Genomic DNA, 23,161 nt, shown 5'->3' on the forward strand with positions numbered 1-23,161 from the left:
CGCCGGCTCAGAGGACAGGCGGCTCAGAGGACAGGCGGCTCAGAGGACAGGCGGCTCAGAGGACAGGCGGCTCAGAGGACAGGCGGCTCAGAGGATCGGTGCCGGGTCGTACGCGGCGGCTTCGGGGTGCGCCGCGACCACTGCGGCGATCCGGTCGGCCACGGCCCGGACCTGCGCGGACGCCGCCCCGGTGAAGCCGGCACGCTCGGCGACCAACTCGTCGATCTCGGGCCGGGTGAGCCCGAGCCGGCCGTCGGCGGCGAGCCGGTCGAAGAGGTCGTTCTCGGCGGCGCCCTTCTCCCGCATCGCCAGCGCCACCGCGACCGCGTGCTCCTTGATCACCTCGTGCGCGGTCTCCCGGCCAACCCCGCGCCGCACCGCCGCGACCAGGATCTTCGTGGTGGCCAGGAACGGCAGGTAGCGGTCGAGTTCCCGGGCGATCACCGCCGGGTACGCGCCGAACTCGTCCAGCACGGTCAGGAAGGTCTGGAACAGCCCGTCGGCGGCGAAGAAGGCGTCCGGCAGCGCGACCCGGCGCACCACCGAGCAGGAGACGTCGCCCTCGTTCCACTGGTCGCCGGCCAGCTCGCCGACCATCGACAGGTAGCCTCGGATGATCACCGCGAAGCCGTTCACCCGCTCGCTGGACCGGGTGTTCATCTTGTGCGGCATCGCGCTGGAGCCGACCTGGCCGGGACGGAAGCCCTCGGTGGCCAGCTCCTGCCCGACCATCAGCCGGATGGTGGTGGCCAGGCTGCTCGGCGCGGCGGCGGTCTGGGCCAGCGCGGAGAGCACGTCGAAGTCGAGCGAGCGTGGATAGACCTGGCCGACGCTGTCCAGTACGCGGCGGAAGCCGAGGTGCTCGGCGACCCGGCGCTCCAACTCGGCCACCTTCGCCGCGTCCCCGTCGAAGAGGTCGAGCTGGTCGGCGGCGGTACCGACCGGCCCCTTGACGCCGCGCAGCGGATAGCGCTCGACGAGGTCGGTCAGCCGCTCGTACCCGATCAGCAGCTCCTCGGCCGCGCTGGCGAACCGCTTGCCCAGCGTGGTCGCCTGGGCGGCGACGTTGTGCGAGCGGCCGGTCAGCACCAGGTCGGCGTGCTCGACGGCGAGCCGGGCCAGCCGGGCCAGGGTGGCGACCACCCGGTCCCGGACCAGCTCCAGCGAGGCGCGGATCTGGAGCTGCTCGACGTTCTCGGTCAGGTCCCGGGAGGTCATCCCCTTGTGCACCTGCTCGTACCCGGCCAGCGCGCTGAACTCCTCGATCCGCGCCTTCACGTCGTGCCGGGTCACCCGCTCCCGGGCCGCGATCGAGGCCAGGTCGACCTGGTCCAACACCCGCTCGTACGCCTCGACCACCCCGTCCGGCACCGGCACGCCGAGATCGCGCTGCGCCCGGAGTACGGCCAGCCAGAGCCGGCGCTCCATCCGGATCTTCTCCTCCGGGGACCAGAGGGCGGCCAGCTCGGCCGAGGCGTAACGGTTGGCGAGAACATTGGGAATGCTGGTCACCCCGCCATTCTCGACCATCCCGCGACCGGTCGACCTACCGGCCACCGGAAGCTGCCTCGTGCCGCCGGGAGCTGTGCCGTGCCATGTTGCGCTGTCTCGTGCCACCGGGAGCTGCCTCGTGCCACGGGGAGCTGACCCGTCTCGGCCGAGCGGAGCTGTCCCGCCCTGCCGGGTGTCTCAGCCCTCCGCGAGGTGCCGGAACAGCGACTCGGTGGCGGGAATGTCGTCGGGGAGGTCCTGGCACCACAGCCGCGCGGTGCCGACCCCGATCCGGGCCAGCCCGCGAGAGAGCACCACCGTACGGTGCGCCAGCTCGGCCGAGGCGCTGGTCGGCACGACGTAGCCGCCAGGCCAGAGCCGGATGATCGGCTCGCCGTCGGGAAAGGTGGCCCGGAACCGGGTGGCCACCCGGGCCCGGAGTACGGACTCCGCCGTGATCGCCAGCTCGTCCCCGCACTCCGTGGCCGGCGGAGCCGGATCGGCCGCCGGAGGCTCGTCGGCACTGTCCGGTGGAGGCGTGGCCGCACCGGCCAGCGGCGGCATCGCAGCACCGCCCCGCGGAGGCTCGACGGCACCAGCCGGCGGAGGCATGGCCGCACCGTCCGGCGGAGAGTCTGCGGCATCGGGCAGCGGCGGCATGGCGGCGCCGGCCGACGGAGGCTCGGCCGCACCGGTTGGTGGGGACTCGGCGGCGAGGTCGGCGACGAGCAGCACGTGTCGGTTGCCGAGCGGGATGCCGGCTCGGCAGGCGCGCCGGGCGATCTCCTTCAGTACCGCCCGGAGCTGGCCGACACTGCCCAGCCGGGGCAGCGTGCCGACACAGGCCGCCGCGTGGTCCGGGACGAGGGTCACCGCGGTCCACGAGTCGCACAGTGTGCGTACCAGGTGGGCGGAGGGTTCGCCGGCCGGGAGTTGGCGGTACAGCGCGGTGAGGTCGGCGAGGGTGTCGTCGACGCCCATCCCGGCGGCGGCCCTGGCCCGGCCCAGTCGGGCGCAGGCCGGCCGTGGATCGCGCGTCTCCGCGATGGCCCTGGTCAGGCTGTCGACCGCAGGCGTCCACCACGTGCCGGTCCGCTCCGGAGAGCGGCGCAGCGCCGCCGCCCGCCACGCCTCGCGCAGGACGACCGCCTCGGTGCGGAAGCGGTGGATGGCCCGGGCACGGCGGTGCGCCGCCGTCGGGGTCAGTCGGCGTTCGTCATCCATCCGGGTTCAGTTCTCCATCCGTCGCGGCAGTTCCTCTCGTCTAGACGGAGATTGCCGAGCACCGTGACGACGGCCGGAACAAAGGCGGCAAAACGGGTGGTCCGCTCGGAAAGATCGGAAACAATCCTTCACCTTCTGCCCTTGGCCACTTGCTGTTGGTAGTTTGGTCCCGCCGACGAGACCGCGGAACCAGCAGCGGACCAGCCCGGAGTACGGAGCAGCCGGGAGCACGGTCGCGCCAGGATCGCGCCTGAGTCCAGGATCGCGGCTGAGCCAGGAGCACGACCGAGCCCCCGCGCCCGCACTGCCCACGATGGACCGACCACACCTCAGGACTTGGCAGGACATGGCGGATGACCACGACAGCGCTGCCGCCGACGCGCGGAGCGACCTTCAACTGATCCGGGCCGTCCGGGCCGGCGACACCGACGCCTACGCCACCCTCTACAGCCGACACGAGGGGGCGGCCCGCCGGCTGGCCCGTACGCTGGATTCCCGTCCCTCCGAAGTGGATGAACTGGTGGCGGAGTCATTCACCCGGGTCCTCGCCGTACTGCGTGGTGGGCTCGGGCCCAGGGCCGCCTTCCGCACCTACCTGCTCACCACCGTGCGCAACGTCTTCTACGACGAGACCCGCCGCACCCGCCGGATCGAACTCGTCGACGACCTGGCCGGCCACGATCCCGGCGAACCGTTCACCGACCCCGCCGTGCGCGACCTGGAACAGGCGATGGTCGCCCGGGCCTTCGCCGCGCTGCCCGAACGGTGGCGCCTGGTGCTCTGGCACACCGAGGTGGAGGGCGATCCCCCGGCGACGGTCGCGCGCCTGCTCGGGGTACGCCCCAACACGGTTTCCGCGCTCGCCTACCGAGCCCGGGAACGGCTGCGCCAGAACTATCTGCGCGAGCACGCCGCCGCGCGTACCGACGACACCTGTCGCTGGGTCGCCGACCGGCTCGGCGCGTACGTCCGAAGTGGGTTGTCCCGGCGCGAGAAGGGCGACGTCGAGAGCCACCTCTCCGGGTGCCGGGCCTGTCACCTGCTCTTCGTCGAACTCGGCGACGTCAACGCGGGCCTCGGCGCCGTCCTGGCGCCCGCCGTGGTCGGCACCAGCGCGGCCGGCGGCTACCTCAGCACCGGTACCGGCGCTCCGGCCGCGCTGTGGAACCGCGTCCGGCGGATGGCCCGTCGCCGGGTCAGCCAACTCGTCGCGGCCGGCCTGGTACTCGTCGCCCTGGCGGCGGTCGCGCTGGCCCTCACCGGCAGCCCGGGGCCGGTCGCCGGGCCGGAACAGCCGGCCCCGGTACCCCCGGTCGGGCCGCAGGATCCGGGGCAGACCACCGGGCCCACCCCCGGTCCGTCGGACCCCACCCCGACCGCCCCCGGCACCGTCCCCGGTCAGCCACCGGACGGGTCAGACGGGCCGGATGGGCCGGGCGCGGCGGGCGGGACCTCGCCCGGCGCCGCCGGCCCGGGCCGGCCCGGCGCGGTGGCCGTCGCGCTGGCGCCGGTCGGCACGCTGGTCCGGGGCCGGTCCGCGATGCTGTCCATGACGGTCACCCACCGGGGCGCGCCGGGTGGCGGCGGCGGACGGCTACCCGGGACGTTCCGGGCCGGACTCGTCGGCCCGACGGGTCCGCTCAGCACCCGGGTCACGCTGCCGAGCGGGATCCGGCTGCGCGCCGGGGCCGCCGGGGACGGCTGGACCTGCACCGCCGGCACATCCGGCACCTGCCGGCGCGGACCGCTGAGCCCGGCGTCGTCGAGCACGGCGTACCTGCCGGTGACGGTCGCGGGCACCGCCCAGGGCGGTACCGTGCGGATCACCCTCGACACGCCCGGCCTGCCGACCCAGACCGGCTCGGCGCAACTCGCCGTGGCCGACACCGGCCTCTCGGCGGTCTTCGCCGGTACGGTGCCGGCCCGGCTCGTCGCCGCCGGCAACTCGCTGCTCTCCTGCCCCGACCTCGACCCCACCTGCCGGGCGGCCCGGGCCGGTCGCCCCGCCCTCGGCCGGGTCGACAACGGCCACTACCTGATGACCCGGTACGCCGCGCCGGGTGCACCGACCGGTGCACCGGACGGCGGAATGGCCAGCGGCGCCACCGTGAGACCGACCGGCCGGGTCGTCTGGGCCGGCCTCTACTGGGCCGGTACGGGCCGCCCGCCGGCCAGCCCGACGGCATACGTACGGACGCCGGGCGGCAGCCGTTACCGCCCCGTCCGGGCTTCCCGGGTCGACACCTTCCCGACCAGCCTGGCGGGGCGGCGCGGCTACCAGGCGTTCGCCGACGTGACCCGGATCGCCCGTACCGCCGACTCCGGCACCTGGTGGGTCGGGCTCGACCGTGGCGCCTTCGTCGGCGGGATCGGCGCGTTCGGCGGCTGGAGCCTGGTGGCCGTCGTCGCCGACGGGGGCCCGCCCCGGACCGTCGCGGTACTCGACGGCGCGGTCATGCTCCGCCCCGGCGGCTCGGCGTCCGTTCCGTTGCCCGGTACGCCGGGGGCCGACGCCCAGATCGGGTTCGTCGGTTGGGAGACCGACCGGGCGATCGTCGGCGACCGGCTCGACATCAACGCCGGCCCGGCCGACCAGGCGAACCCCGACAACACCGCCGCCAGCCGCGCCGACGGGACGGCCGCCGGCTGGAACACCTTCGGTACGGACGCGCGGGTGCTCCGGACCCGCCTGCCCAGCGACCGCCCCGCCGTCGTCACCGCACGAACCGACCGGGACGCCTGGCTGCTCGGCACGATCGCGATCAGCGCCAAGGTGCCGGCAGGGTAGCCACCGCCGCCGCCATCGCCGGACGACCGTCACCTGTACGCCAGATGCGTTACCGGGGACCGGTAGCGCCCTCCACGTCCAGGTCACCGATCTGGGCGCTACTCCGCCTTCCCTCCGACCGCCGGCGGCTCAGGCTGCGCCGACCGGGGCGGCTCGGCCGGCGACGACTGGGCCGGCTCGGCCGGCGGCCCGTACGGGCCGGGCTGGGCCGGCGGTGGTGCGTACGGCGACGATGGCGCTCCGTACGGCTCGGCCGGCGGCCCGTACGGCTCGGCCGGCGGGTATGGCTGGGCCGGCGGGCCGTACGGCTGCGCGGGTACCGGCTGGGCGGGTACCGGCTGGGCGGGTACCGGCTGGGCGGGTACCGGCTGGGCGGGTACCGGCTGGTCGCCGAAACCGACGTGCGGCGACGGAGCGGACTGTGGCACGTCGGGTCCGGCGGATGACCGGCCCACCCGGATCGCCAGCCGGTCCAGGTAACCGAGTTGGAGCCCGGCGAACGCCAGCAGGAACACCACGAGCAGCGGCAGCGGCAGGATCAGGCTCAGGGGGCCGGATTCCGTGTTGCCCTGCAGGCCCACCAGCATCTCGGCGAGCAACGGGGCGGACGCGTTCTCCGGCCCGGGCGTGACCAGACGGGCCCACAGCGGCTGCTGGGCGCTGAACAGCCAGGTCACCAGCAACGCGGCGGCCAGCATCGGCAGCGCCGGCAGCAGCAGGGTACGGGCGACGTCTCCGCCGGCCCGCCACTTCGGCTGCTGCCCCCGGAACAGCAGGGTGAAGACGAACAGCGCCGGTACGCTGAGCCAGACCGGCGGGATCAGCCCGAGGAACGTGTTGACCTGGTCGTTTTCGACGACCCGCTTCAAACCGGCGACGGCCAGTGGACCGAGGCCGACGAAGAGCCACGGCGCGAACGGCAGCAGGAGCAGTTCACTCCACCGGCCGAGCGGGCGCAGCGCCCCGATGCCGAAGCCGGCCACCGCCGCCAGCCCGACCGACACCAGCGCCGAGACGAACGGCGGCAGCCAGGTGTTGACGAGTACCTCCGCCGTGCTGAGGTCGCCGGGCAGGTCGGCCCCGGTGAAGGCGTGTCGCAGCCAGGGCGCGGAGGCCCAGCCGAAGACGCCGAGCAGGACGACCAACGCCGCGATGACGACTCCGAGAGGGAGAGCGGAGGTGCCGCGCGCGGGAGCCGCCGGCCCGGCGGGGCTGTCCCGCCAACCGTCGAACTCGATCCGGGTACGGCTGGCCAGCAGCAACCCGGTCGCCGCGAGCCCGAGCCCGCCGAGTACGAGCAGCAGCAGCGTGGAGCTGGCCGCGCCCAGTCCCAGCCGGAAGGTGGTGAGGCTGGTCTGCATCGCCCCGAACACCGGTGTCACGGTCGACCCGGCCGGTCCACCACCGGTGAGCAGCGCCGGCGCGGTGAAGATCTGGAGGGACAGGGCGAGCACGGCCAGGCCGACCAACCCACCGACGGTGAGCAGGGCCGGAGTCGGCCAGCGGCCCGGTTCCCGCTGCCGCAGCGCGCTCAGGTACGCCGTCGCGGCGACCGCCACCACCAGTCCGAACGAGGTCGCCGCGACCATCCAGGTCAGCCCGAACCGCCTGGAGTCCCCGAACGAATCCGACTCGATCAGCGACAGCCGCCAGCCGAGGAACACCGCGACCGGGGCGTACCCGGCGATCGGCACGGCCAGCACGGCCCGGGTGAGCAGCCGGGCGAGCCGGCCGGCGCGGGATGCGACCATCGCCAGCAACGGCGCGACCAGCAACGCGAAGGCGAGCGGCAGCAGACCGAGCAGCAGCGCGAACCCCAACTGGCCGAGGAACCCCTCCTCGAAGACCGTCTGATAGTTCTCCACCCCGGCCGACCGGGACTCCCGGATCAGGTCCTCGTGCCGGAAGCTGGTCACTGCGGTGGAGACGGTCGGTACGACGTACGACCAGATCAGCGCGACCAGCGCCGGCACCAACAGCGCCAGGCCGAGCAACGTCCGCCCCGGCGAGCCGGATCCGGCCTGCCGGACCGGATACTGCCCCGCGAGCGGAACCTGCCCCGTCCCGGGCGATTGCCCTGGATAGCCCATCGCACACGCCCCCCGCCGCTCGACTTTCCGGCCACCGCGACCGTACCGGCCGTCGGCGACAAATGCGAAGAACCGCCGCACCTTCTGCCCAGGAGTCGCCGATTCCGGCAATCCCGGGTCAGTCGGCCAGCCCGCCCGCGCGGCCGGCACCCACCGGCCCACCGTCCAGTTCGGAGGCGGCCGGTGGCCCGACAACCGGAGCCGCACCGGTGGCGGACACCGGGCTGCCAGCGGGACCGGAAGCGGAGGCGGGTACCGGAGCGGAAGCCGAAGCGGGAACCGAAGCCGCTCCGGTAGCCGAAGCCGTTCTCGCAGCCGGAAGCTCGGCGGAGAGCCGGCGTACGCCGGGATCGGCCAGCATGCCGAGTACCGCGACGAGCACGATGCCGGCGGCAACCAGCAGTGTGGACTCGGTGCCGATGTGCTCCGCCACCGGACCGATCGCCATCTGGCCGAGCGGGATCGCCAGGAACGAGCCGAGCGCGTCGTGCGAGTAGACCCGGGCGAGCTTGTCGGCGGGGATGTTCTGCTGCATCGAGGTCTCCCAGGCGACCGAGAACTGCTCGACGGCCAACCCGGCGACGAAGGCGGCGACAACCAGCACGGCGACGGACGGTGCCCAGGCGAGCCCGAGCAGCAGCAGTACGTCGGCGAACATGCAGACCACACCGAGCAGCAGCAGCCGGCGTACCCGGATCCGGAGCGCGACCAGCGCCCCGGCCACCATCCCGGCGGTCTGGGCGGCGAGCACCACGCCCCAGGCGGGTCGGCCGATCGTGTCGTCCGCCACGTCGGGGCCGAGGACGTTGACCGAGCTGGCGTAGGCAAAGTTGATCAACAGGAAGCCGAGTACCACCACCCAGACCCAGGAGCGGGCGACGAACTCGGTCCAGCCCTCGCGCAGTTCGCGGAGTGGGTTGACCCGCTCGGCGCGAGGGTCGGCGACGGCGTGCACGCGTACCCGGGCGAATGCCAGCCCGGCCAGCGCGAAGGTGGTGGCGTCCACCAGCAGGCCCCAGCCCGGTCCGACGCCGGCCACCAGCACACCGCCGAGCGAGGCGCCGCCGATCATCGCGGCGTTGATGCCGAGCCGGTTGAGCGCGTTGGCCGACTGGAGCAGCTCGGCCGGTACGGTCTGCGGCACCAGCGCGGCGGCGGCCGGCCAGGCGAAGGCGGCCACCACGCCGTTCAGGGCGGCGAGCGCGACCAGCGCCGGGATCGTCGCGGTACCGGTCAGCACCAGCGCCGCGACCGCTCCCTGGGTGAGCGCGGCGAGCGTGCAGGAGACCACCATCACCGCCTGCCGGGGCAGCCGGTCGGCCAACACGCCGCCGAAGAGCAGGAACACCACGTGGGTCAGCGACCGCGCGCCGACCACCAGGCCGAGGTCGCGCACGCTGTCGGTGAGATCGAGTACGGCGAACGCCAGCGCGATCGGTGCGACCGCGTTGCCGAGCATGGTGGCGGCCCGACCGATCGCCAGATAACGGAAGGGCCGGTGCCGCAGCGGCGCCAGGGCGCTGTCCCAGGTACCCACGATCAGTCCTCCATCCGGAACAGGGCGACGGTGGTGCTCACCCGGTGGGTGCCCGGGGTGTGTGCCGGCCGGGCGGCGTGGTGCAGCCGGGCCGACGCCTCGGCGATCGTGTTCCGGATCTCGTCCCAGGTCTCGGGGTCGACCCAGAACTCGGCGTCGGTGAGGAAGTTGCCCGGACCGCGCCGCAGGTAATGGGCTCGGCGGCGCAGCTCGGCGGCGAGCGCGTCGTAGAGCAGCCGGTGCTCGGGGGTGGCCGGGCCGGCGGCCAGCGCCGACGGGGGCCGGTCGGGCTGGCTCGCCGGGTCGTAGCGGTAGCGCTTGGCGGCGCCGCCCCGGATGCGCTCCTCGCCGGCCACCACGATCAGGCCGGCAGCCAGCAGGTGCCGCAGGTGGTAGCTGGCGTTCGCGTGGGTGAGGTCCAGCTCGCGGGCGGTCTCGGCGGCCGTCAACGCCGACGCGGTGAGCAGGGAAAGGATCCGCATCCGTACCGGATGAGCCAGCGCCCGAAGCCGGACGGTCGGATCCGGCACCTCCTCGACGCCGTCCGGTTCGTGCTCTGGCTCGCCAACTCCCAAAGACATGTTTGGGAGTGTAAAAGACACCACCCCAACTATCAAACACTTGTTTGGGAGTGGTGCCCGGCGAGCACTGGACGCGTGATGCGCGTCGGCGCAATCCGGGTTGGCCGTGCCCGCCACGGAGACTGTCGAGCTGCCCCGCTCGGGCTCCCGCCGCATCCGCAGCGGCATCCGCATCCGCTGACGCCGCCACCTGGCCATGCCGACGACCACGACCTGGACACCAGACGCGGTACGCCGCACGGTTAGCGCATCTGGTGTCCAGGTCACCGATCCCGGCGTCAGCTCTCCGGCGGGATGTCCTGGCGGTGCTGGAGCTCGTGCAGGTGGCTGCCCTTGATCAGGATCGACACCTCGACCGGGCGGCCGGACTCGTCGCGGATCACGCGAAACTGACGGATGACCGGCACGTACGGCGGCAGCGCCAACGCCTCGACCTCTTCGGTGGTGGGCATCCTCGCCGAGATTCGATCGTGCAGATCCCGCTGCCGGTGACCGTTGTCCGCCAGCACCCGAGCGGCACCACCAGCGATCTTCCGGCGCCTGGCCAGCTCCGTGCCCCTGGCGATGGTGGCCGGATAGTACGACCAGGAAAGCTCCACCGGCTCGTTACCTCGGAGCAGCAGCCGATGCCGCATGACGGCCAAGTCTTCGCCGGAGTCGAGTGCCTGCGCGACCTCGCCGGGTGGCACAACCTCGGCAACGTCGATCAGGCGGTACTCGTAGCCACCCTGGGTAGGCGTGATGTAGGCGGCAGCCTCCACCACGAGCGGCTGCCGATCCCGCACGTACACGCCCCGGCCGGTTTCGCTGTAGACGGAGCCCTCTGCCTTCAACGCGCCGAGAGCGCGCTGAACGGTCGCGGTCGCTGCCTGATATCTCGCCACCAGCGTTGGGATCGACGGCAACTGCGTGCCGGGCGGGAACTCACCCGCCATGATCTGGGCACGGATGTCGGCCGCTATCTGCTCGTGACGAGGCCGTCCGTCACCCGCGCTGGCCACGATGGCCCCTCCGTTCATCGTCGGTCGATCGACAACTCATAACGTAGCCGGCGGCCCCAGGGAACCATCGTCATCACACTTGCTTCGACCGGCCGCCCATCAGCCGTCTTCGACACCCGGCTCAGTCCGAGTACCCACTCATGATCGTCCAACCCGAGCGTCGCCCGTTCCGACTCGCTCGGCTGCCGGGTGTACACGTCCTCCCGCACCTGCACGGGAAGGTAGCCCAGTTGGCCGAGGAGCGTGATCGCGCCACCCTTGATCTTGCGAGGCTCGGCAAGCGCGGTTCCCTGCGCGATCGACAACGGATAGTAGGAGTCCGTCAGTTCGACCGGCTGGTCATCGAACAACACCAAACGACGACGCACGACAGCCCGAGATCCAAGATCGATTTCCAGGGCCTCCGCGACCTCTGGCCCTGGCACGATCTCGCTCACTCCCAGCAGGCGCTGACTGCCGACACCGCCCTTTGCTGCGGCCTCCGCGCTCCAGGCGTCCGAATCCCCGCTCGACCGCGGCGTCAGGTACGGGGTCGAGATGCTGACCCACTCCGAGCTCTCCATGACCGACTCCTGTGGTTCCGCCACGGCCGACACGCAGCCCGAACACCCGTCACAGACTAGGCCCAACCCCCACCCTTCCGGATCGTTCAGCAAGAGTGATCCTTGCTACCCTATTCGAAAGGCAGTAAGGCTTGAGGTAGGGCGACCGGTGACTGACCCGACAGCCATACCGGCCCGCTTGGTGGGCGTACGGCGCCCCGAACGGTGAGCTGACGCCACCCGGGCCGTACGGCAATACGGCTCTCCGCGCCACGATCTGGTCCGGCTCGCCGGGGTCGCCGTACGTCCACGTCGAGGTGACGAGAGGCGAGCCGATGACCGTCTACCTGTCCAGCAGCCTTGCCGAGCGGGACGCGGCCGATGCGCTGGCCGCGTACGACATGCTCGCGCGCACGTACTCGACCAGGAGACCGGGCTCTGCCCGGTCTGCCTGACGCCCGGACCCTGCCGACCGGCCAACGCCGCAGCGAAGCGCCTCGTGGAGTTGGGGCGGCAGGTCCTCACCGAACCCGCGAAGCACCGATCGGGCGGCTGGCAGGGCTGGCTCAGCACCATCCGCCGATCCCTGCCGCGCGCCGCGCCACTGCTGACCGCCGCCTGGCGACGGCGCCTCGGCGCGACGGCCACCGCCGCGAAGAGTGAGTACCCGGCTGCCCGACATCCGGGTCGGCGACATCCTGGAGGTCGCCGAAGGCTACTACTGCTTCGGCCTCGGCAGACTGATCCTGGAGGTCATCGAGTTGGGCCGCCGGGAACGACACACCGACGGCCTCTGGCTCCACCTGCGCGGGGTCGAACTACAACACCCCGACGGGGTACGACTGCGCCAGCGACGCGTCATCGTCCGGCTCGACGCCGTGACGGTCCGACCGGGTCCACTGTCACGCCGAGCCGCACACCCAGCCGGACGACGAGCCGACCAGCAACAACCGGCCGATCGGCGACAACCAGCACCCTTCGACGGCACGACCAGCCCTCGGCGGGCACACCTCCCGAGGCGCCCGGACTGGACCTGCGCCGGCTGCGGCGAGGAGTGGCCATGTCCCGCCCAGCAGGCACGATTCCTGAGCCGGTACCAGCACAATCGGCTGGCGCTGCTCAGCCACCTCGGCCGGTACGCGGCACTCGCGGCCGCAGACCTGCCCGACCTGTCGCCCGAGGAGCTGCGTACCCGCTTTCTGGACTGGCCTGGTGGATCGCCCACCGGGTAGCTGGGCTGGCCGTCGGACGGACAGGATGGCTCACCGCTACCGTCCTCGGCATGCGTCTGGGGTGGGGATGGGTGGGCACGGACCTCGGTGACTACCGGAAGGTCGACGACACCTACGGCTACCAGGAGCTCGGCAGCCTGCCTCCGCTACCGACGCAATGGTTCGACGGCAGCTTCGGCTGGCTGGCCCAAGTGCCGATCATCGATCCGAAGGCCAGTGACATCGGCTGGGGAATCGAGATCGACTATATGAGACCGATCGAGGCCGTCACCGTGCTGCCGGCGCTTGGGCCAAACCTGCCGGCCGCCTTCACCACCTTGATGAGCAGGCCGGAGCTGCTGGCCGCGGTACCGTCCTGCACCGCCTGCTGGTGGGGCCTGTCGAAGACAGCGGTGCCGTGCTCGCTCGACGAGGGCGGCGAGCTGGTGCGGTTCCTCAACGACCAGCAGGGCTGCTGCCACTGGTACCTCCACCTGCTGCCGGACGGCGGGCACCGGGTGCTCTGCGGCGGCCTCCAGTACGACGCCGAACAGGTCGGTGCCGACGAGGCCGCCGCCGATCTGCTGGTGGTCGCCCCGGACTTCGAGTCGTTCGTCTACCGGTTCTGGGTGGAGAACCTCGCCTGGTACGGGGTCGTCGGCGCCGAGCTCGGCTGGACGGAACTCTCCACGCCGGTCCGGGACTACCTCGGCCACTACCGCCAGGGTCAGCGATCAGTCGACGGACCCGTCAGGTCGGGCAGGATCTTTCCCGTCGAGTAGTTCGCGGCGCCATGCGGTGAACCGGCTGCGAAGGTTGTCCAGCCCCTGACCCGTCACGCCGTACTGGGCGAAGTCATCAGGGTCGAGCACATTGACCTGCCCAAGAGCGTCGGCGAAGACATGCCGGTCGAAACCGCGATCGGCGCGTTCGACGAGGTTGAGCACAGCTTCGTGGGTGTATCGGCCGGATTGGAGCGTGGCGTCGATGTCGACGAAGTCACGGGCGAGCGCTCGCCCGTAAAGTGCGCTCATCTTGTTCGCGACCGCATCATCGGGGTGCAGCACCGGTCCAACGGCCATGAGGATGGGTTCGTTGGCACGCCAGTCCACGCCGAGTTCGACCTTGGAAAGACGCAGCCCATCGGTGACCGTCAGCCGGGCGAACGTGTCGTACTGCCGCTCGACTCCGACGGTCAGGCCGTCGGCGCGGTAGGCGCGCAGGATGGCGGTGACCGCGGTGGCGAACTCGTCGCGGCGGTCCCAGGCGGTGAACAGGTCGACATCTTCGCTGGGCCGTTCAAGAAGGCCGGCCGCCTGGACCGCGTATCCGCCGGCAAGGGCGAAGCCGTACTGACGAGAGGCCGCGAGCCCGGTGCGAGCGAGGCGATCGTGGAAGGGGTCCACCCGTTATGCGGCGTTCACGCGGGTCGCTGCGAGTTCGGGGAAGGCTGCCTCCCAGCGCCGTCGCAACTCGGGTGGCAGCCAGAGGGACGGCCAGAGCCGCAGGAGGAGGCTGGCGTCGAGCCAGGTGTTCAGGTCGTCAACATCGCTCGCTTCGGTGAGCACCACCTTGTACATGCTGGCCAGGCGTGCGGGCCTGCTCAGGTCGTACTCGGCGTGACCGGACCAGTCGAGATGATGCGGAAGCACGACCATGCCTTCGGTTGGGCCGTTCAGCGCGGCCAGGGTTTCGGCCACGACGTAGGGTTTCCGGTCACCGTAGGGACGGTAGTCCGCCGGCGGCTGGGCTGCCGTCTTACGCCGACTGATGTTGGTCGCCCGTCGGATCTCCGGCCGTAGTGCCTGGCGGATCGTCTCCCGGCTGTACCCAGTGACCCGTTGCAGGTCCACCGGCCGCCAGCCGGCCGCGTGGAACGCCCGCAGTTGCTCATCCCGCTCGGTCAACGCGGCGGTCCTGGTCGCCACGTACCTGTCGACGACCGCGCGCAGATCATCCTCGGAAAACCGTCCCACGTCCGCCAGCCTACCAAGCTAGGCCAAGCATGCTAGCCTTTCGCGGCTTCAAGAGTCGGGTTTTGTTGTAATGGGCGGCGGCTAAACTCAGCGTTCCAGGATCGCTACCACGCCCTGGCCGCCGGCGGCGCAGATCGAGATCAGTCCACGCCCCGAGCCGCGCTCGGCGAGCAGCTTGGCCAGGGTCGCCACGATCCGGCCGCCGGTCGCGGCGAACGGATGCCCGGCGGCCAGCGACGACCCGTTGACGTTCAACTTCGCCCGGTCGATCGAGCCGAACGGGGCGTCCAGGCCCAGCCTCTCCTTGCAGAACTCCGGCGACTCCCAGGCGGCCAGGGTGGCCAGCACCTGCGAGGCGAACGCCTCGTGGATCTCGAAGTAGTCGAAGTCGGCCAGGGACAGCCCGGACCGGGCGAGCAGCCGGGGCACGGCGTACGCCGGGGCCATCAGCAGCCCCTCGTCGCCGTGTACGAAGTCGACGGCGGCGGTCGCCGACGGGCCGAACCAGGCCAGTACCGGCAGGTTGTGCGCCTTGGCCCACTCCTCCGAGGCGAGCAGCACCGTCGACGCCCCGTCGGTCAACGGCGAGGAGTTGCCGGCGGTCATCGTCGCCCGCTCGGCCTCCGGCCCCCGGGTGCCGAAGACCGGCTTCAGCCCGCCGAGCTTCTCCACACTCGTGTCGGGGCGGAGGTTCTGGTCCCGGGTCAGCCCGAGGTACGGCGTGACCAGGTCGTCGAAGAACCCCCGGTCGTACGCGGCGGCGAGCCGCTGGTGCGACCGGACCGCCAGCTCGTCCTGGGCCTGCCGCTCGATGTTCCACCGCCGGGCGGTGATCGCCGCGTGCTCCCCCATCGACAGCCCGGTACGCGGCTCCGCGTTGCGCGGGATCTCCGGCCGGAACGGCTGGCCCGGACGCAGCCGGGCGGCGGCCTTCAGTCGACCGCCGAGGCTACGAGCGGCGTTGATCTCCAGCAGGGTGCGCCGCAGGTCCTCGTTGACCGCCAGCGGCGCGTCCGAGGTGGTGTCCACGCCACCGGCGACGCCGACCTCGATCTGGCCCAGCGCGATCTTGTTGGCGACCAGGATCGCCGCCTCCAGGCCGGTGCCGCAGGCCTGCTGGAGGTCGTACGCCGGGGTGTGCGGGTCGAGCCGGGAGCCGAGTACCACCTCACGGGTGAGGTTGAAGTCCTTCGAGTGCTTCAGCACCGCACCGGCGGCCACCTCGCCGAGCCGCTCGCCGGCCAGGCCGAACCGGGCGATCAACCCGTCCAGGGCGGCGGTCAGCATGTCCTGGTTGGATGCCTTGGCGTACCGCCCGTTGGAGCGGGCGAACGGGATCCGGTTGCCTCCGAGGACCGCGACGCGACGTACGGCTACGGCTTCCATGGTGACGCCTCCAGAACGCAGGGTTGTTCCTACCCTACCCGCCGGTAGGCTACGGGCATGAGTGACAGGTACGCGAGCTTCGCCCACACCGGTCCCGGCCGGGCGCTGGTCAAGCGCCTCGGCCTGCCCGACCCGCCCAAGCTGCGCCGCCACCGCCCCGGCGACCCGCTGACCACCGCCCCGGTACGCCTCGACGCCGCCTCCGGCGGCCGGCTGGTCGAACCGCTGGCCAAGCTGCTCACCTCGGCCGGCGTCGAGATCTCCCACTCATCCACCGCCACAACCGACCCGGCCACCACCACAACCGACCCGGCCACCGCCGCGACCGGGCCGGCCGAGGGTGCGGGCCGAGGAGTGCCGCCGCAGGCCGCGCTGCTCTACGACGCCACCGGCATCACCGACTCGTCCGGGCTGCGCGCGCTCTTCGACTTCTTCCACCCGCTGGCCCGGGCGCTGCATCCGTCCGGCCGGGTGATCGTCTTCGGCACACCGCCGGAGTCCTGCGGCACGCCCCGGGAGGCGACCGCACAGCGCGCCCTCGAAGGACTGACCCGCAGCATCGGCAAGGAGTTCGGCCGGGGTACGACCGCGCAGCTCGTCTACGTCGCGCCGGGTGCCGAGCGGGCCGTCGAGTCGACCCTGCGCTTCCTGCTCTCCGGCCGCTCCGCGTACGTCTCCGGGCAGGTGGTCCGGATCGGCCCGGCCGAGGTGCCGGAGGTCGACTGGGCCCGCCCGCTCGACGGCCGGATCGCCCTGGTCACCGGGGCCGCCCGGGGAATCGGGGCGAAGGTCGCCGAGGTACTGGCGGCCGACGGTGCCCGGGTGGTGGCGCTGGACGTACCGGCGGCCGGGGACGCGCTCGCCGAGGTCGCCAACGCCGTCGGCGGTACGGCGGTGCAGCTCGACCTGACCGCGCCGGACGCGCCACTGCGGCTCGCCGACCACCTGGCCGACCGGTACGGCCGGGTGGACGTGCTGGTGCACAACGCCGGGATCACCCGGGACAAGACGCTCGGCCGGATGACCCCGGACTGGTGGGACTCGGTGCTGGAGGTCAACCTGACCAGCCAGGAGCGGATCAACGACGTACTCCTGGACCGCGAGCTGATCCCGCGCGGCGGCCGACTCATCTCGGTCTCCTCGATCGCCGGGATCGCCGGCAACCGGGGCCAGACCAACTACGCCACCTCGAAGGCCGGGGTGATCGGCCTGGTGCAGTCGATGGCCCCGATGCTCGCCGAGCGCGGCATCACCGTCAACGCGGTCGCGCCGGGCTTCATCGAGACCCGGTTGACCGCCCGGATCCCGCTGGCACTCCGCGAGGCCGGCCGGCGGATGAACAGCATGGCGCAGGGCGGCCTGCCGGTCGACGTCGCGCAGACGATCGCCTGGTTCGCCTCGCCCGGCTCGGCCGGCGTCACCGGCAACGTGGTCCGGGTCTGCGGCCAGAGCCTGCTGGGGGCCTGATGACCGACCAGCCGAACACCACCGAGGGATTGCCGGACGCCACCGAGGGCTCGCCGGACGGCCCCGGGAGCGCGCCGGAGACGGCCGGAGTCGAGTTGGCGGCGCTGCCGGCGGCCGGGCCGCTCTACCGGCGGGCGGCGATCGGGCTGGCCCCACGGTTCGGGCCGGCCCGGCGGGCCGACCGGCTCCCCGAGACGGAACTGCTGGTCCGGGCGGTCGCGGTCGACCGGGACCACCTGGCGGCGTACGACCGGGTGTGCGGGTTCCGGCTCGCGGACGCGCTGCCGCCGACCTATCCGCACGTACTCGCCTTTCCGTTGGCGCTGCGCCTGATGAGCGCGCCGGAGTTCCCGCTGCCCCTGGTCGGCCTGGTGCACGTGGCGAACCGGATCAGCACGTACCGCCGAATGGACGCGGTGGAGCCGCTGGACCTGGCGGTACGCGCCGTCGACCTGCGCCCGCACGACCGGGGCCGGCAGTTCGACGTGGTCTGCACCGCCTCGGTCGACGGGGAGGTGGTGTGGCGCGGCGTGTCGACGTACCTGCGGCGGGAGCGTACGCCAACGGAGGGCGAGCGGCGCGACTCCACGGACCGACCGGCCGCGCCGGCCCCGACCGGGTTGTGGCGGGTGGATTCCCGGGTGGGCCGGGACTACGCCCGGGTCTCTGGCGACCACAACCCGATCCACACCTCACGGATCGCCGCCCGGCTCTTCGGCTTCCCCCGGCCGATCGCGCACGGCATGTGGAGCAAGGCGCGCTGCCTGGCGGCGCTGGAGGGGCGGCTGCCCGACGCGTACACCGTGGATGTGGGGTTCAAGCTGCCCGTGCCGCTACCCGGCACCGTGGCCTTCTCCGCCACCCCGGACTGGAGCTTCGGGCTGCACGACCCGTCGCGCGGTCGGCCCTACCTGCTCGGTGAGGTCACGGCACCCCAGCTCTGACCCGGGCGACCGCCCTCAGCTCTGATCGGGGCGCACCGCGCCCCAGCTCTGATCCGGGTGATGGCGCCCCAGGCTCTGACCAGGGTGATCCGGACTGATCACGCTCTCGGGCCAAGCCCGACAGGGCGGAACAAACATCGAGGTTTGTCGTTGACACGACGGATGGCCATCGATAGTCTTCGCTTGATGCTGGAAAGCGCTTTCCAGCACCCGTCCCGGTAGCGGTCCGGACCCGCCGGCCGCACCGTCCACCCACCGCTGGCGGCGTCCGCGTCCCACCCGCGACTCGGCTGCCGGGGTGGACCACTTCCGCTCGGAGGTTCCCTGTGTCCAGCACCGAAACCACCACCCGCCGTACCCGGTGGCTCAGCCGGGTCCCGCTGCTCGCCGCGGCCACCGCCGCCACGCTCGCGGCCACCTCCCTGGTCGCCATGCCCAGCGCGTCGGCCGCCTCGTTCAACCTGGAGGGTTGGGGCACCCAGTGCGGTGGCACCACCGGCGGCGGCAGCGCCTCGGCGGTGACCGTCACCGACTCCGCCGGCCTGATCAGCAACATGCAGGCCAGCGGTGCCCGGGTCATCCGCGTCAACGCCAGCATCTCGATCAGCGGCATGCAGAAGGTCGCCGCCAACAAGACCATCATCGGTGTGGGCAGCGGCGCGGCCATCACCGGCGGCGGGCTCAACGTCGCCAGCGTCAGCAACGTCATCATCCGGAACATCAACTTCCGGAACTGGAGCGACGACGCGATCAACGTGCAGTACTCGACCCGGGTCTGGATCGACCACAACAACTTCAGCAACGGCAGCGACGGCGCGGTCGACATCAAGCGAAGCTCGGACTGCGCCACCGTCTCCTGGAACCGGGTCTTCAGCCACGACAAGTCGTTCCTGCTCGGCCACTCCGACAGCAACTCGGGCGAGGACGTCGGGCGGCTGCGGGTGTCGTACCACCACAACTGGTTCGACGGCTCCAACCAGCGGCACCCCCGGGTCCGGTTCGGCAACCCGGTGCACGTCTACAACAACTTCTACCGGGGCAACGGCGGCTACGGCGTCGCCTCCACCTGCAACGCGGGCGTCCTCGTCGAGGGCAACTACTTCGAGAACGTCAGCGACCCGTACCACCGTGGTGAGGGCAGCTCGCCGGTCGGCGGCCTGGTCGCCCGGAACAACCACTTCGTCAACTCCGGCTCCGGCCAGACCGGCGGCAGCGTCAACGGCATCCCGTACGGGTACAGCCTCGACCCGGCCGCCAACGTGAAGTCCATCGTCACCGGCGGCGCCGGCACCGGCAAGATCTGACCGTCGGCACGGCGTCGGCCGATCCGACCCGCGCCACCGGCGACGTGGACGGGTGCTCCGGTCCCACCGGACCGGAGCACCCGCACGGCATACGCGGGGTGATCGGGGCACCGTCCCCGTCGCCCCCGGGCGCGGATCTGACACCCCCCACTCAGATGAGACCGACACCCTGTGCGGCAGGAGTTGGAGGAGGGCGTGAGCGTCAGTCCGGTGGGGTGGACGGGGGTCGCCAGGGGCGGCCGGCGAGCAGGTTGCCGGCGCCGGTCCAGGCGAAGTCCATCATCCGGCCGGCCATCGCGTCCGGATCGGCGTCGGGGTGGTCGGCCAGCCAGTCGGCAACCGACTCCGAGGCGCCGACCAGGGCGTACGCCATGACTTCCAACTCGGGCGCGCGGACCTCGCGGCCGTCGGCGGCCAGGCCCCGGCCGAGCATCCCGGCGACCACCTCGATCATCCGGCTCCGCATCGCGGCCAGCTCGCGGGCGAACGGCCGCTCGCCCCGGGCCTGCCGGTAGAGCACGGCCCAGCCGTCCCGGTGCGCCCCGACGAACCGGAAGAACGCCCGCAGCCCGCGCCAGAGCCCCTCCTCGAACGGCACACCCGGTACGACCGCGTCGACGATCGCCTCCACCAGCCGGGTCCCCTCCCGGTGCAGGCAGGCGATGAAAAGCTCCTCCTTGGACCCGAGATAGGCGTAGACCATGGGTTTGGAGATGCCCGCCCCGTCTGCGATCTCGTCCATGCTCGCCCCGTGGAAGCCACGTCGGGAGAAGACCTTGACCGCGGCGTCGAGCATCTGCTGCTCGCGTACGGCCCGGGGCAGTCGTCGGAAGGCGGGCGGAGTCGACACCCTTGCGAGCTTACCTACTCGTGCGTAAGGTTACGCATGAGTAACCAATAGCGTCGACCGAACAGCGCCAGTCACCAGCAGCCCGGAGGGCCCCGCATGACCGACTTCGACCCGGCGAACCTCGCCTCGCTCGAACCCAAGGAGTTCGCCCAGATCGTCAAGTCCACCCCGGACGACAAGCTGGCCGAGGTGATGAGCGGCGACCTGCGCGGCACGGTTCTCGGCACGGTGTTCGGCCGGATGCCGACGCTGTTCCGGGCCGACCGGGCCGGCAACACCGACACGGTCATCCACTGGACCATCACCGGCCGGGCCGACGGCGGCTCCGACACCTACGAGATCGTCATCGAGAACGCGACCTGCCAGGTCTCGGATACCCCGCAGCGGGACCCGAAGCTCACCCTCACGATGGGCCCGGTCGAGTTCCTCAAGATCGTCTCTGGTGGAGCCAACCCGGTGATGATGTTCATGACCGGCAAGCTGAAGGCAAAGGGCGACCTCGGACTGGCGGCCAACATCGCCAACCTGTTCGACATCCCGAAGTCCTGACCCCGGCACCGGGGCGCCGGCCGAGCCGGCGCCCCGGACCGATCCGACGAACTGCGACGAGACCGACCCGACGAGCTGCGACGAGGGGACGGCGTGACCGAGTTCTCGCTCGACCTGAACGAAGAGCAACGAGACCTGCGCGACTGGGTGCACGGCTTCGCCGCCGAGATCGTGCGCCCGGCCGCCGCCGAGTGGGACGCCCGCGAGGAGACCCCCTGGCCGGTGATCCAGGAGGCGGCGAAGATCGGGCTGTACGGCTTCGAGTTCATCGCGAACTGCTGGGCCGACCCGACCGGCCTCTCCCTGCCACTCGCCAACGAGGAACTCTTCTGGGGCGACGCCGGGATCGGCCTGGCCCTCTTCGGCACCACCCTGGCAGTGGCCGCGATCTACGGCTCCGGCACCCCCGAACAACTGGTCGAATGGGTGCCGCAGTGCTATGGCGACCCCGACCGGCCGGCGGTGGCGGCGTTCTGCACCACCGAGCCGGAGGCCGGGTCCGACGTCTCCGCCATGCGTACCCGGGCCCGCTACGACGAGGCCACCGACGAGTGGGTGCTGACTGGGCAGAAGGCATACGCGACCAATGGCGGGATCGCTGCCGTGCACGTGGTGACCGCCTCGGTGGAGCCCGAACTCGGCTCGCGGGGCCAGGCCGCGTTCGTGGTACCGCCCGGCACCGAGGGGCTGACCGCGACGAAGAAGCTCAAGAAGCTCGGCCTGCGCGCCTCGCACACCGCCGACGTCTTCCTCGACGAGGTACGGGTGCCTGGCCGCTGCCTGCTCGGCGGGCGCGAGGCACTGCGCGAACGGCTCGACCGGGCCCGCTCCGGCCAGCGCGGCAACAGCCAGGCGGCGATGCGTACCTTCGAACTCTCCCGGCCCACGGTCGGGGCGCAGGCGATCGGGGTGGCCCGGGCGGCGTACGAGTACGCCCTGGCGTACGCCCAGCAGCGGGTGCAGTTCGGCCGGCCGATCGTCGAGAACCAGGCGATCGCGTTTTCGCTCGCCGACATGCGGATGGAGATCGACGCCGCCCGGCTGCTGGTCTGGCGGGCCGCCTGGATGGGGCGGAACAACCGCCCGTTCAGCGCGGGCGAGGGCTCGATGTCCAAGCTCAAGGCCGGCGAGGTGGCGGTCTCGGTGACCGAGAAGGCGGTGCAGATCCTCGGCGGCGCCGGCTTCCTCCGCGAGCACCCGGTCGAGCGCTGGTACCGGGACGCCAAGATCTACACCATCTTCGAGGGGACCTCGGAGATCCAGCGGCTGGTCATCTCCCGGGCCATCTCGGGACGGCAGATCCGCTGACCGGGCCGGCCCTTTCCGGGCTCGGAGACGCAGGGCCGGGCGACCCGGACGCGGTACGCGCGACTACCTCCGCCGCTACCGTCGCCCGGGTCAGCACCTGCGGGACACCGCACTAGACCATCGGGATCTCGTGGACCAGTGCCGAGGCGGTCAGCGTCTTGGACCGCACCTCGCCGCCACCGACGGTACGGAGCTGGTAGGTGTGCTTGACGTACTCGCCCGGGATGCCGGCGCACGGGAAGTCGATGGTGGCGGTGCCGACCGCCGGGTAGGTGTTGTAGATCCCGGGTCCGTCGACGGAGAGGGTGATCTTGTCGGTGCCGGTCACCTTCCACTCCAGGATCACCGGGATCCCGGGGATGCGGTTCACGTTCGTACCCTGGTCGCACTGCGGCTTCTGCTTGATCCGGTAGTAGACGATCGTCGGGCCGGTCGGCTTTTTCTCGGTCGTACCGCTGTTGTTGTTGCCGCCGGTGTTGTTGCCGCCGGTGTTGCCGCCGCCGCCGGGCTGGCCGCCCTGGCCCGCCGGGCTGCCGGTCGGTGCCGGCGCTCCGGTCGTCTCGTCCGACGGGGCGCTGCCCAGGCCGGCGTCCCCGGTGGCCGGCGCGGAGCTGGCCGGGGCGGACCCACGGGTCTCGATCGTCACGCAACCGGTCGCCGCGACCGCGATCGCGCCGCCGAGGGCGACCAGGGCCGCCCGAGTCAGGTACCTGTGCATGCTCGCTCCTCCGCCACGGGGATCCCCCGAGACCGACGGCCGGGGGTGATCTCACGGTAGGAAACCCGGTGCGATCGGCAAATCACGGTTTCGTGCCAGCCGACCCAGGACGATCGTCGGCCCGGTCCCGCAGTTCGGGCACGCGCGGATGGGTGGGTGGCAGGCGCGGGCGGAGGCCGGAGGGGCTCGGCCGG

At 72.0% G+C, this 23,161-nt stretch carries 20 protein-coding genes; 8 read left to right on the forward strand and 12 right to left on the reverse strand.

Annotation, left to right across the window (positions count from 1 at the left end):
• Window positions 1-87: 87 nt before the first annotated feature.
• On the reverse strand, window positions 88-1,512 hold the full coding sequence (gene purB / locus Pma05_RS21865) for an adenylosuccinate lyase (RefSeq protein ID WP_203859322.1): 1,425 nt from the start codon (window positions 1,510-1,512) through the stop codon (window positions 88-90).
• Window positions 1,513-1,689: 177 nt separating this feature from the next.
• Window positions 1,690-2,715 (reverse strand): hypothetical protein, encoded by a 1,026-nt coding sequence (locus Pma05_RS21870; RefSeq protein WP_203859323.1) that lies wholly within the window; start codon window positions 2,713-2,715, stop codon window positions 1,690-1,692.
• Window positions 2,716-3,061: 346 nt separating this feature from the next.
• Between Pma05_RS21870 and Pma05_RS42675 the strand changes: the two genes are divergently transcribed.
• On the forward strand, window positions 3,062-5,503 hold the full coding sequence (locus tag Pma05_RS42675; RefSeq protein WP_239312831.1) for a sigma-70 family RNA polymerase sigma factor: 2,442 nt from the start codon (window positions 3,062-3,064) through the stop codon (window positions 5,501-5,503).
• Window positions 5,504-5,601: 98 nt separating this feature from the next.
• Here the strand turns inward: Pma05_RS42675 and Pma05_RS21880 are convergent, their stop codons facing one another.
• The 5 genes from Pma05_RS21880 to Pma05_RS21900 form a co-directional block, all read right to left on the reverse strand.
• Window positions 5,602-7,593, reverse strand: a complete 1,992-nt coding sequence (locus tag Pma05_RS21880; protein WP_203859324.1) for an ABC transporter permease family protein — start codon at window positions 7,591-7,593, stop codon at window positions 5,602-5,604.
• A gap of 118 nt (window positions 7,594-7,711) precedes the next feature.
• Entirely contained in the window at window positions 7,712-9,130 is a 1,419-nt protein-coding gene (locus Pma05_RS21885; RefSeq protein ID WP_203859325.1) for an MFS transporter, read from the reverse strand.
• Between the two features lie 2 nt (window positions 9,131-9,132).
• Complete coding sequence (locus Pma05_RS21890; protein WP_203859326.1) at window positions 9,133-9,711, reverse strand: ArsR/SmtB family transcription factor; 579 nt, start codon at window positions 9,709-9,711, stop codon at window positions 9,133-9,135.
• 278 nt (window positions 9,712-9,989) lie between these two features.
• Window positions 9,990-10,712 (reverse strand): GntR family transcriptional regulator, encoded by a 723-nt coding sequence (locus Pma05_RS21895; protein ID WP_203859327.1) that lies wholly within the window; start codon window positions 10,710-10,712, stop codon window positions 9,990-9,992.
• A 14-nt stretch (window positions 10,713-10,726) separates the two neighbouring features.
• Window positions 10,727-11,275 (reverse strand): UTRA domain-containing protein, encoded by a 549-nt coding sequence (locus tag Pma05_RS21900; protein WP_203859328.1) that lies wholly within the window; start codon window positions 11,273-11,275, stop codon window positions 10,727-10,729.
• Between the two features lie 638 nt (window positions 11,276-11,913).
• Between Pma05_RS21900 and Pma05_RS21910 the strand changes: the two genes are divergently transcribed.
• Together Pma05_RS21910 and Pma05_RS21915 are read left to right on the forward strand one after the other, a co-directional pair.
• On the forward strand, window positions 11,914-12,486 hold the full coding sequence (locus Pma05_RS21910; protein ID WP_203859381.1) for a hypothetical protein: 573 nt from the start codon (window positions 11,914-11,916) through the stop codon (window positions 12,484-12,486).
• 50 nt (window positions 12,487-12,536) lie between these two features.
• Complete coding sequence (locus tag Pma05_RS21915; RefSeq protein WP_203859382.1) at window positions 12,537-13,247, forward strand: hypothetical protein; 711 nt, start codon at window positions 12,537-12,539, stop codon at window positions 13,245-13,247.
• Here the strand turns inward: Pma05_RS21915 and Pma05_RS21920 are convergent.
• The 3 genes from Pma05_RS21920 to Pma05_RS21930 form a co-directional block, all read right to left on the reverse strand.
• On the reverse strand, window positions 13,200-13,871 hold the full coding sequence (locus Pma05_RS21920; protein ID WP_203859329.1) for a nucleotidyl transferase AbiEii/AbiGii toxin family protein: 672 nt from the start codon (window positions 13,869-13,871) through the stop codon (window positions 13,200-13,202). The genes Pma05_RS21915 and Pma05_RS21920 overlap by 48 nt on opposite strands.
• 3 nt (window positions 13,872-13,874) lie before the next feature.
• Window positions 13,875-14,441 carry a hypothetical protein gene (locus Pma05_RS21925; RefSeq protein WP_203859330.1) on the reverse strand — a complete coding sequence of 189 codons (567 nt, stop codon included), beginning with the start codon at window positions 14,439-14,441 and terminating at the stop codon, window positions 13,875-13,877.
• An 87-nt stretch (window positions 14,442-14,528) separates the two neighbouring features.
• A complete protein-coding gene (locus Pma05_RS21930; protein WP_203859331.1) occupies window positions 14,529-15,827 on the reverse strand; it encodes an acetyl-CoA C-acetyltransferase in 1,299 nt (432 codons plus the stop codon).
• A gap of 57 nt (window positions 15,828-15,884) precedes the next feature.
• Here Pma05_RS21930 and Pma05_RS21935 point away from each other — a divergent pair, with 57 nt between their 5' ends.
• From Pma05_RS21935 to Pma05_RS21945, 3 genes are all read left to right on the forward strand, one after another.
• Window positions 15,885-17,294 (forward strand): 3-oxoacyl-ACP reductase, encoded by a 1,410-nt coding sequence (locus Pma05_RS21935; protein ID WP_203859332.1) that lies wholly within the window; start codon window positions 15,885-15,887, stop codon window positions 17,292-17,294.
• Entirely contained in the window at window positions 17,294-18,238 is a 945-nt protein-coding gene (locus tag Pma05_RS21940; RefSeq protein ID WP_203859333.1) for a MaoC/PaaZ C-terminal domain-containing protein, read from the forward strand. The genes Pma05_RS21935 and Pma05_RS21940 overlap by 1 nt, the downstream gene beginning before the upstream one ends.
• Window positions 18,239-18,669: 431 nt before the next feature.
• Window positions 18,670-19,542, forward strand: coding sequence for a pectate lyase family protein (locus tag Pma05_RS21945; RefSeq protein WP_203859374.1), 873 nt, complete (start codon window positions 18,670-18,672; stop codon window positions 19,540-19,542).
• A 202-nt stretch (window positions 19,543-19,744) separates the two neighbouring features.
• Here the strand turns inward: Pma05_RS21945 and Pma05_RS21950 are convergent, their stop codons facing one another.
• Window positions 19,745-20,392: a TetR/AcrR family transcriptional regulator gene (locus Pma05_RS21950; protein WP_203859334.1), complete on the reverse strand. Its 648-nt coding sequence runs from the start codon at window positions 20,390-20,392 to the stop codon at window positions 19,745-19,747.
• A 96-nt stretch (window positions 20,393-20,488) separates the two neighbouring features.
• Here Pma05_RS21950 and Pma05_RS21955 point away from each other — a divergent pair, with 96 nt between their 5' ends.
• Together Pma05_RS21955 and Pma05_RS21960 are read left to right on the forward strand one after the other, a co-directional pair.
• Window positions 20,489-20,941, forward strand: a complete 453-nt coding sequence (locus Pma05_RS21955; RefSeq protein WP_203859335.1) for an SCP2 sterol-binding domain-containing protein — start codon at window positions 20,489-20,491, stop codon at window positions 20,939-20,941.
• Between the two features lie 93 nt (window positions 20,942-21,034).
• Window positions 21,035-22,249: an acyl-CoA dehydrogenase family protein gene (locus tag Pma05_RS21960; protein ID WP_203859336.1), complete on the forward strand. Its 1,215-nt coding sequence runs from the start codon at window positions 21,035-21,037 to the stop codon at window positions 22,247-22,249.
• Window positions 22,250-22,361: 112 nt separating this feature from the next.
• Here Pma05_RS21960 and Pma05_RS21965 read toward each other — a convergent pair whose 3' ends face one another.
• Window positions 22,362-22,967, reverse strand: a complete 606-nt coding sequence (locus tag Pma05_RS21965) for a hypothetical protein (RefSeq protein ID WP_203859337.1) — start codon at window positions 22,965-22,967, stop codon at window positions 22,362-22,364.
• Window positions 22,968-23,161: the final 194 nt, after the last annotated feature.

Source organism: Plantactinospora mayteni, assembly GCF_016862935.1.
GTDB lineage: Bacteria > Actinomycetota > Actinomycetes > Mycobacteriales > Micromonosporaceae > Plantactinospora > Plantactinospora mayteni.

Bases quoted from the DNA above. Each gene is read 5' to 3' on its own strand.
- Pma05_RS21870 (WP_203859323.1), bottom strand. From the start codon at position 2,715: ATGGATGACGAACGCCGACTGACCCCGACGGCGGCGCACCGCCGTGCC.
- Pma05_RS42675 (WP_239312831.1), top strand. From the start codon at position 3,062: ATGGCGGATGACCACGACAGCGCTGCCGCCGACGCGCGGAGCGACCTT.
- Pma05_RS21880 (WP_203859324.1), bottom strand. From the start codon at position 7,593: ATGGGCTATCCAGGGCAATCGCCCGGGACGGGGCAGGTTCCGCTCGCG.
- Pma05_RS21890 (WP_203859326.1), bottom strand. From the start codon at position 9,711: ATGTCTTTGGGAGTTGGCGAGCCAGAGCACGAACCGGACGGCGTCGAG.
- Pma05_RS21900 (WP_203859328.1), bottom strand. From the start codon at position 11,275: ATGGAGAGCTCGGAGTGGGTCAGCATCTCGACCCCGTACCTGACGCCG.
- Pma05_RS21915 (WP_203859382.1), top strand. From the start codon at position 12,537: ATGCGTCTGGGGTGGGGATGGGTGGGCACGGACCTCGGTGACTACCGG.
- Pma05_RS21930 (WP_203859331.1), bottom strand. From the start codon at position 15,827: ATGGAAGCCGTAGCCGTACGTCGCGTCGCGGTCCTCGGAGGCAACCGG.
- Pma05_RS21935 (WP_203859332.1), top strand. From the start codon at position 15,885: ATGAGTGACAGGTACGCGAGCTTCGCCCACACCGGTCCCGGCCGGGCG.
- Pma05_RS21940 (WP_203859333.1), top strand. From the start codon at position 17,294: ATGACCGACCAGCCGAACACCACCGAGGGATTGCCGGACGCCACCGAG.
- Pma05_RS21945 (WP_203859374.1), top strand. From the start codon at position 18,670: ATGCCCAGCGCGTCGGCCGCCTCGTTCAACCTGGAGGGTTGGGGCACC.
- Pma05_RS21955 (WP_203859335.1), top strand. From the start codon at position 20,489: ATGACCGACTTCGACCCGGCGAACCTCGCCTCGCTCGAACCCAAGGAG.
- Pma05_RS21965 (WP_203859337.1), bottom strand. From the start codon at position 22,967: ATGCACAGGTACCTGACTCGGGCGGCCCTGGTCGCCCTCGGCGGCGCG.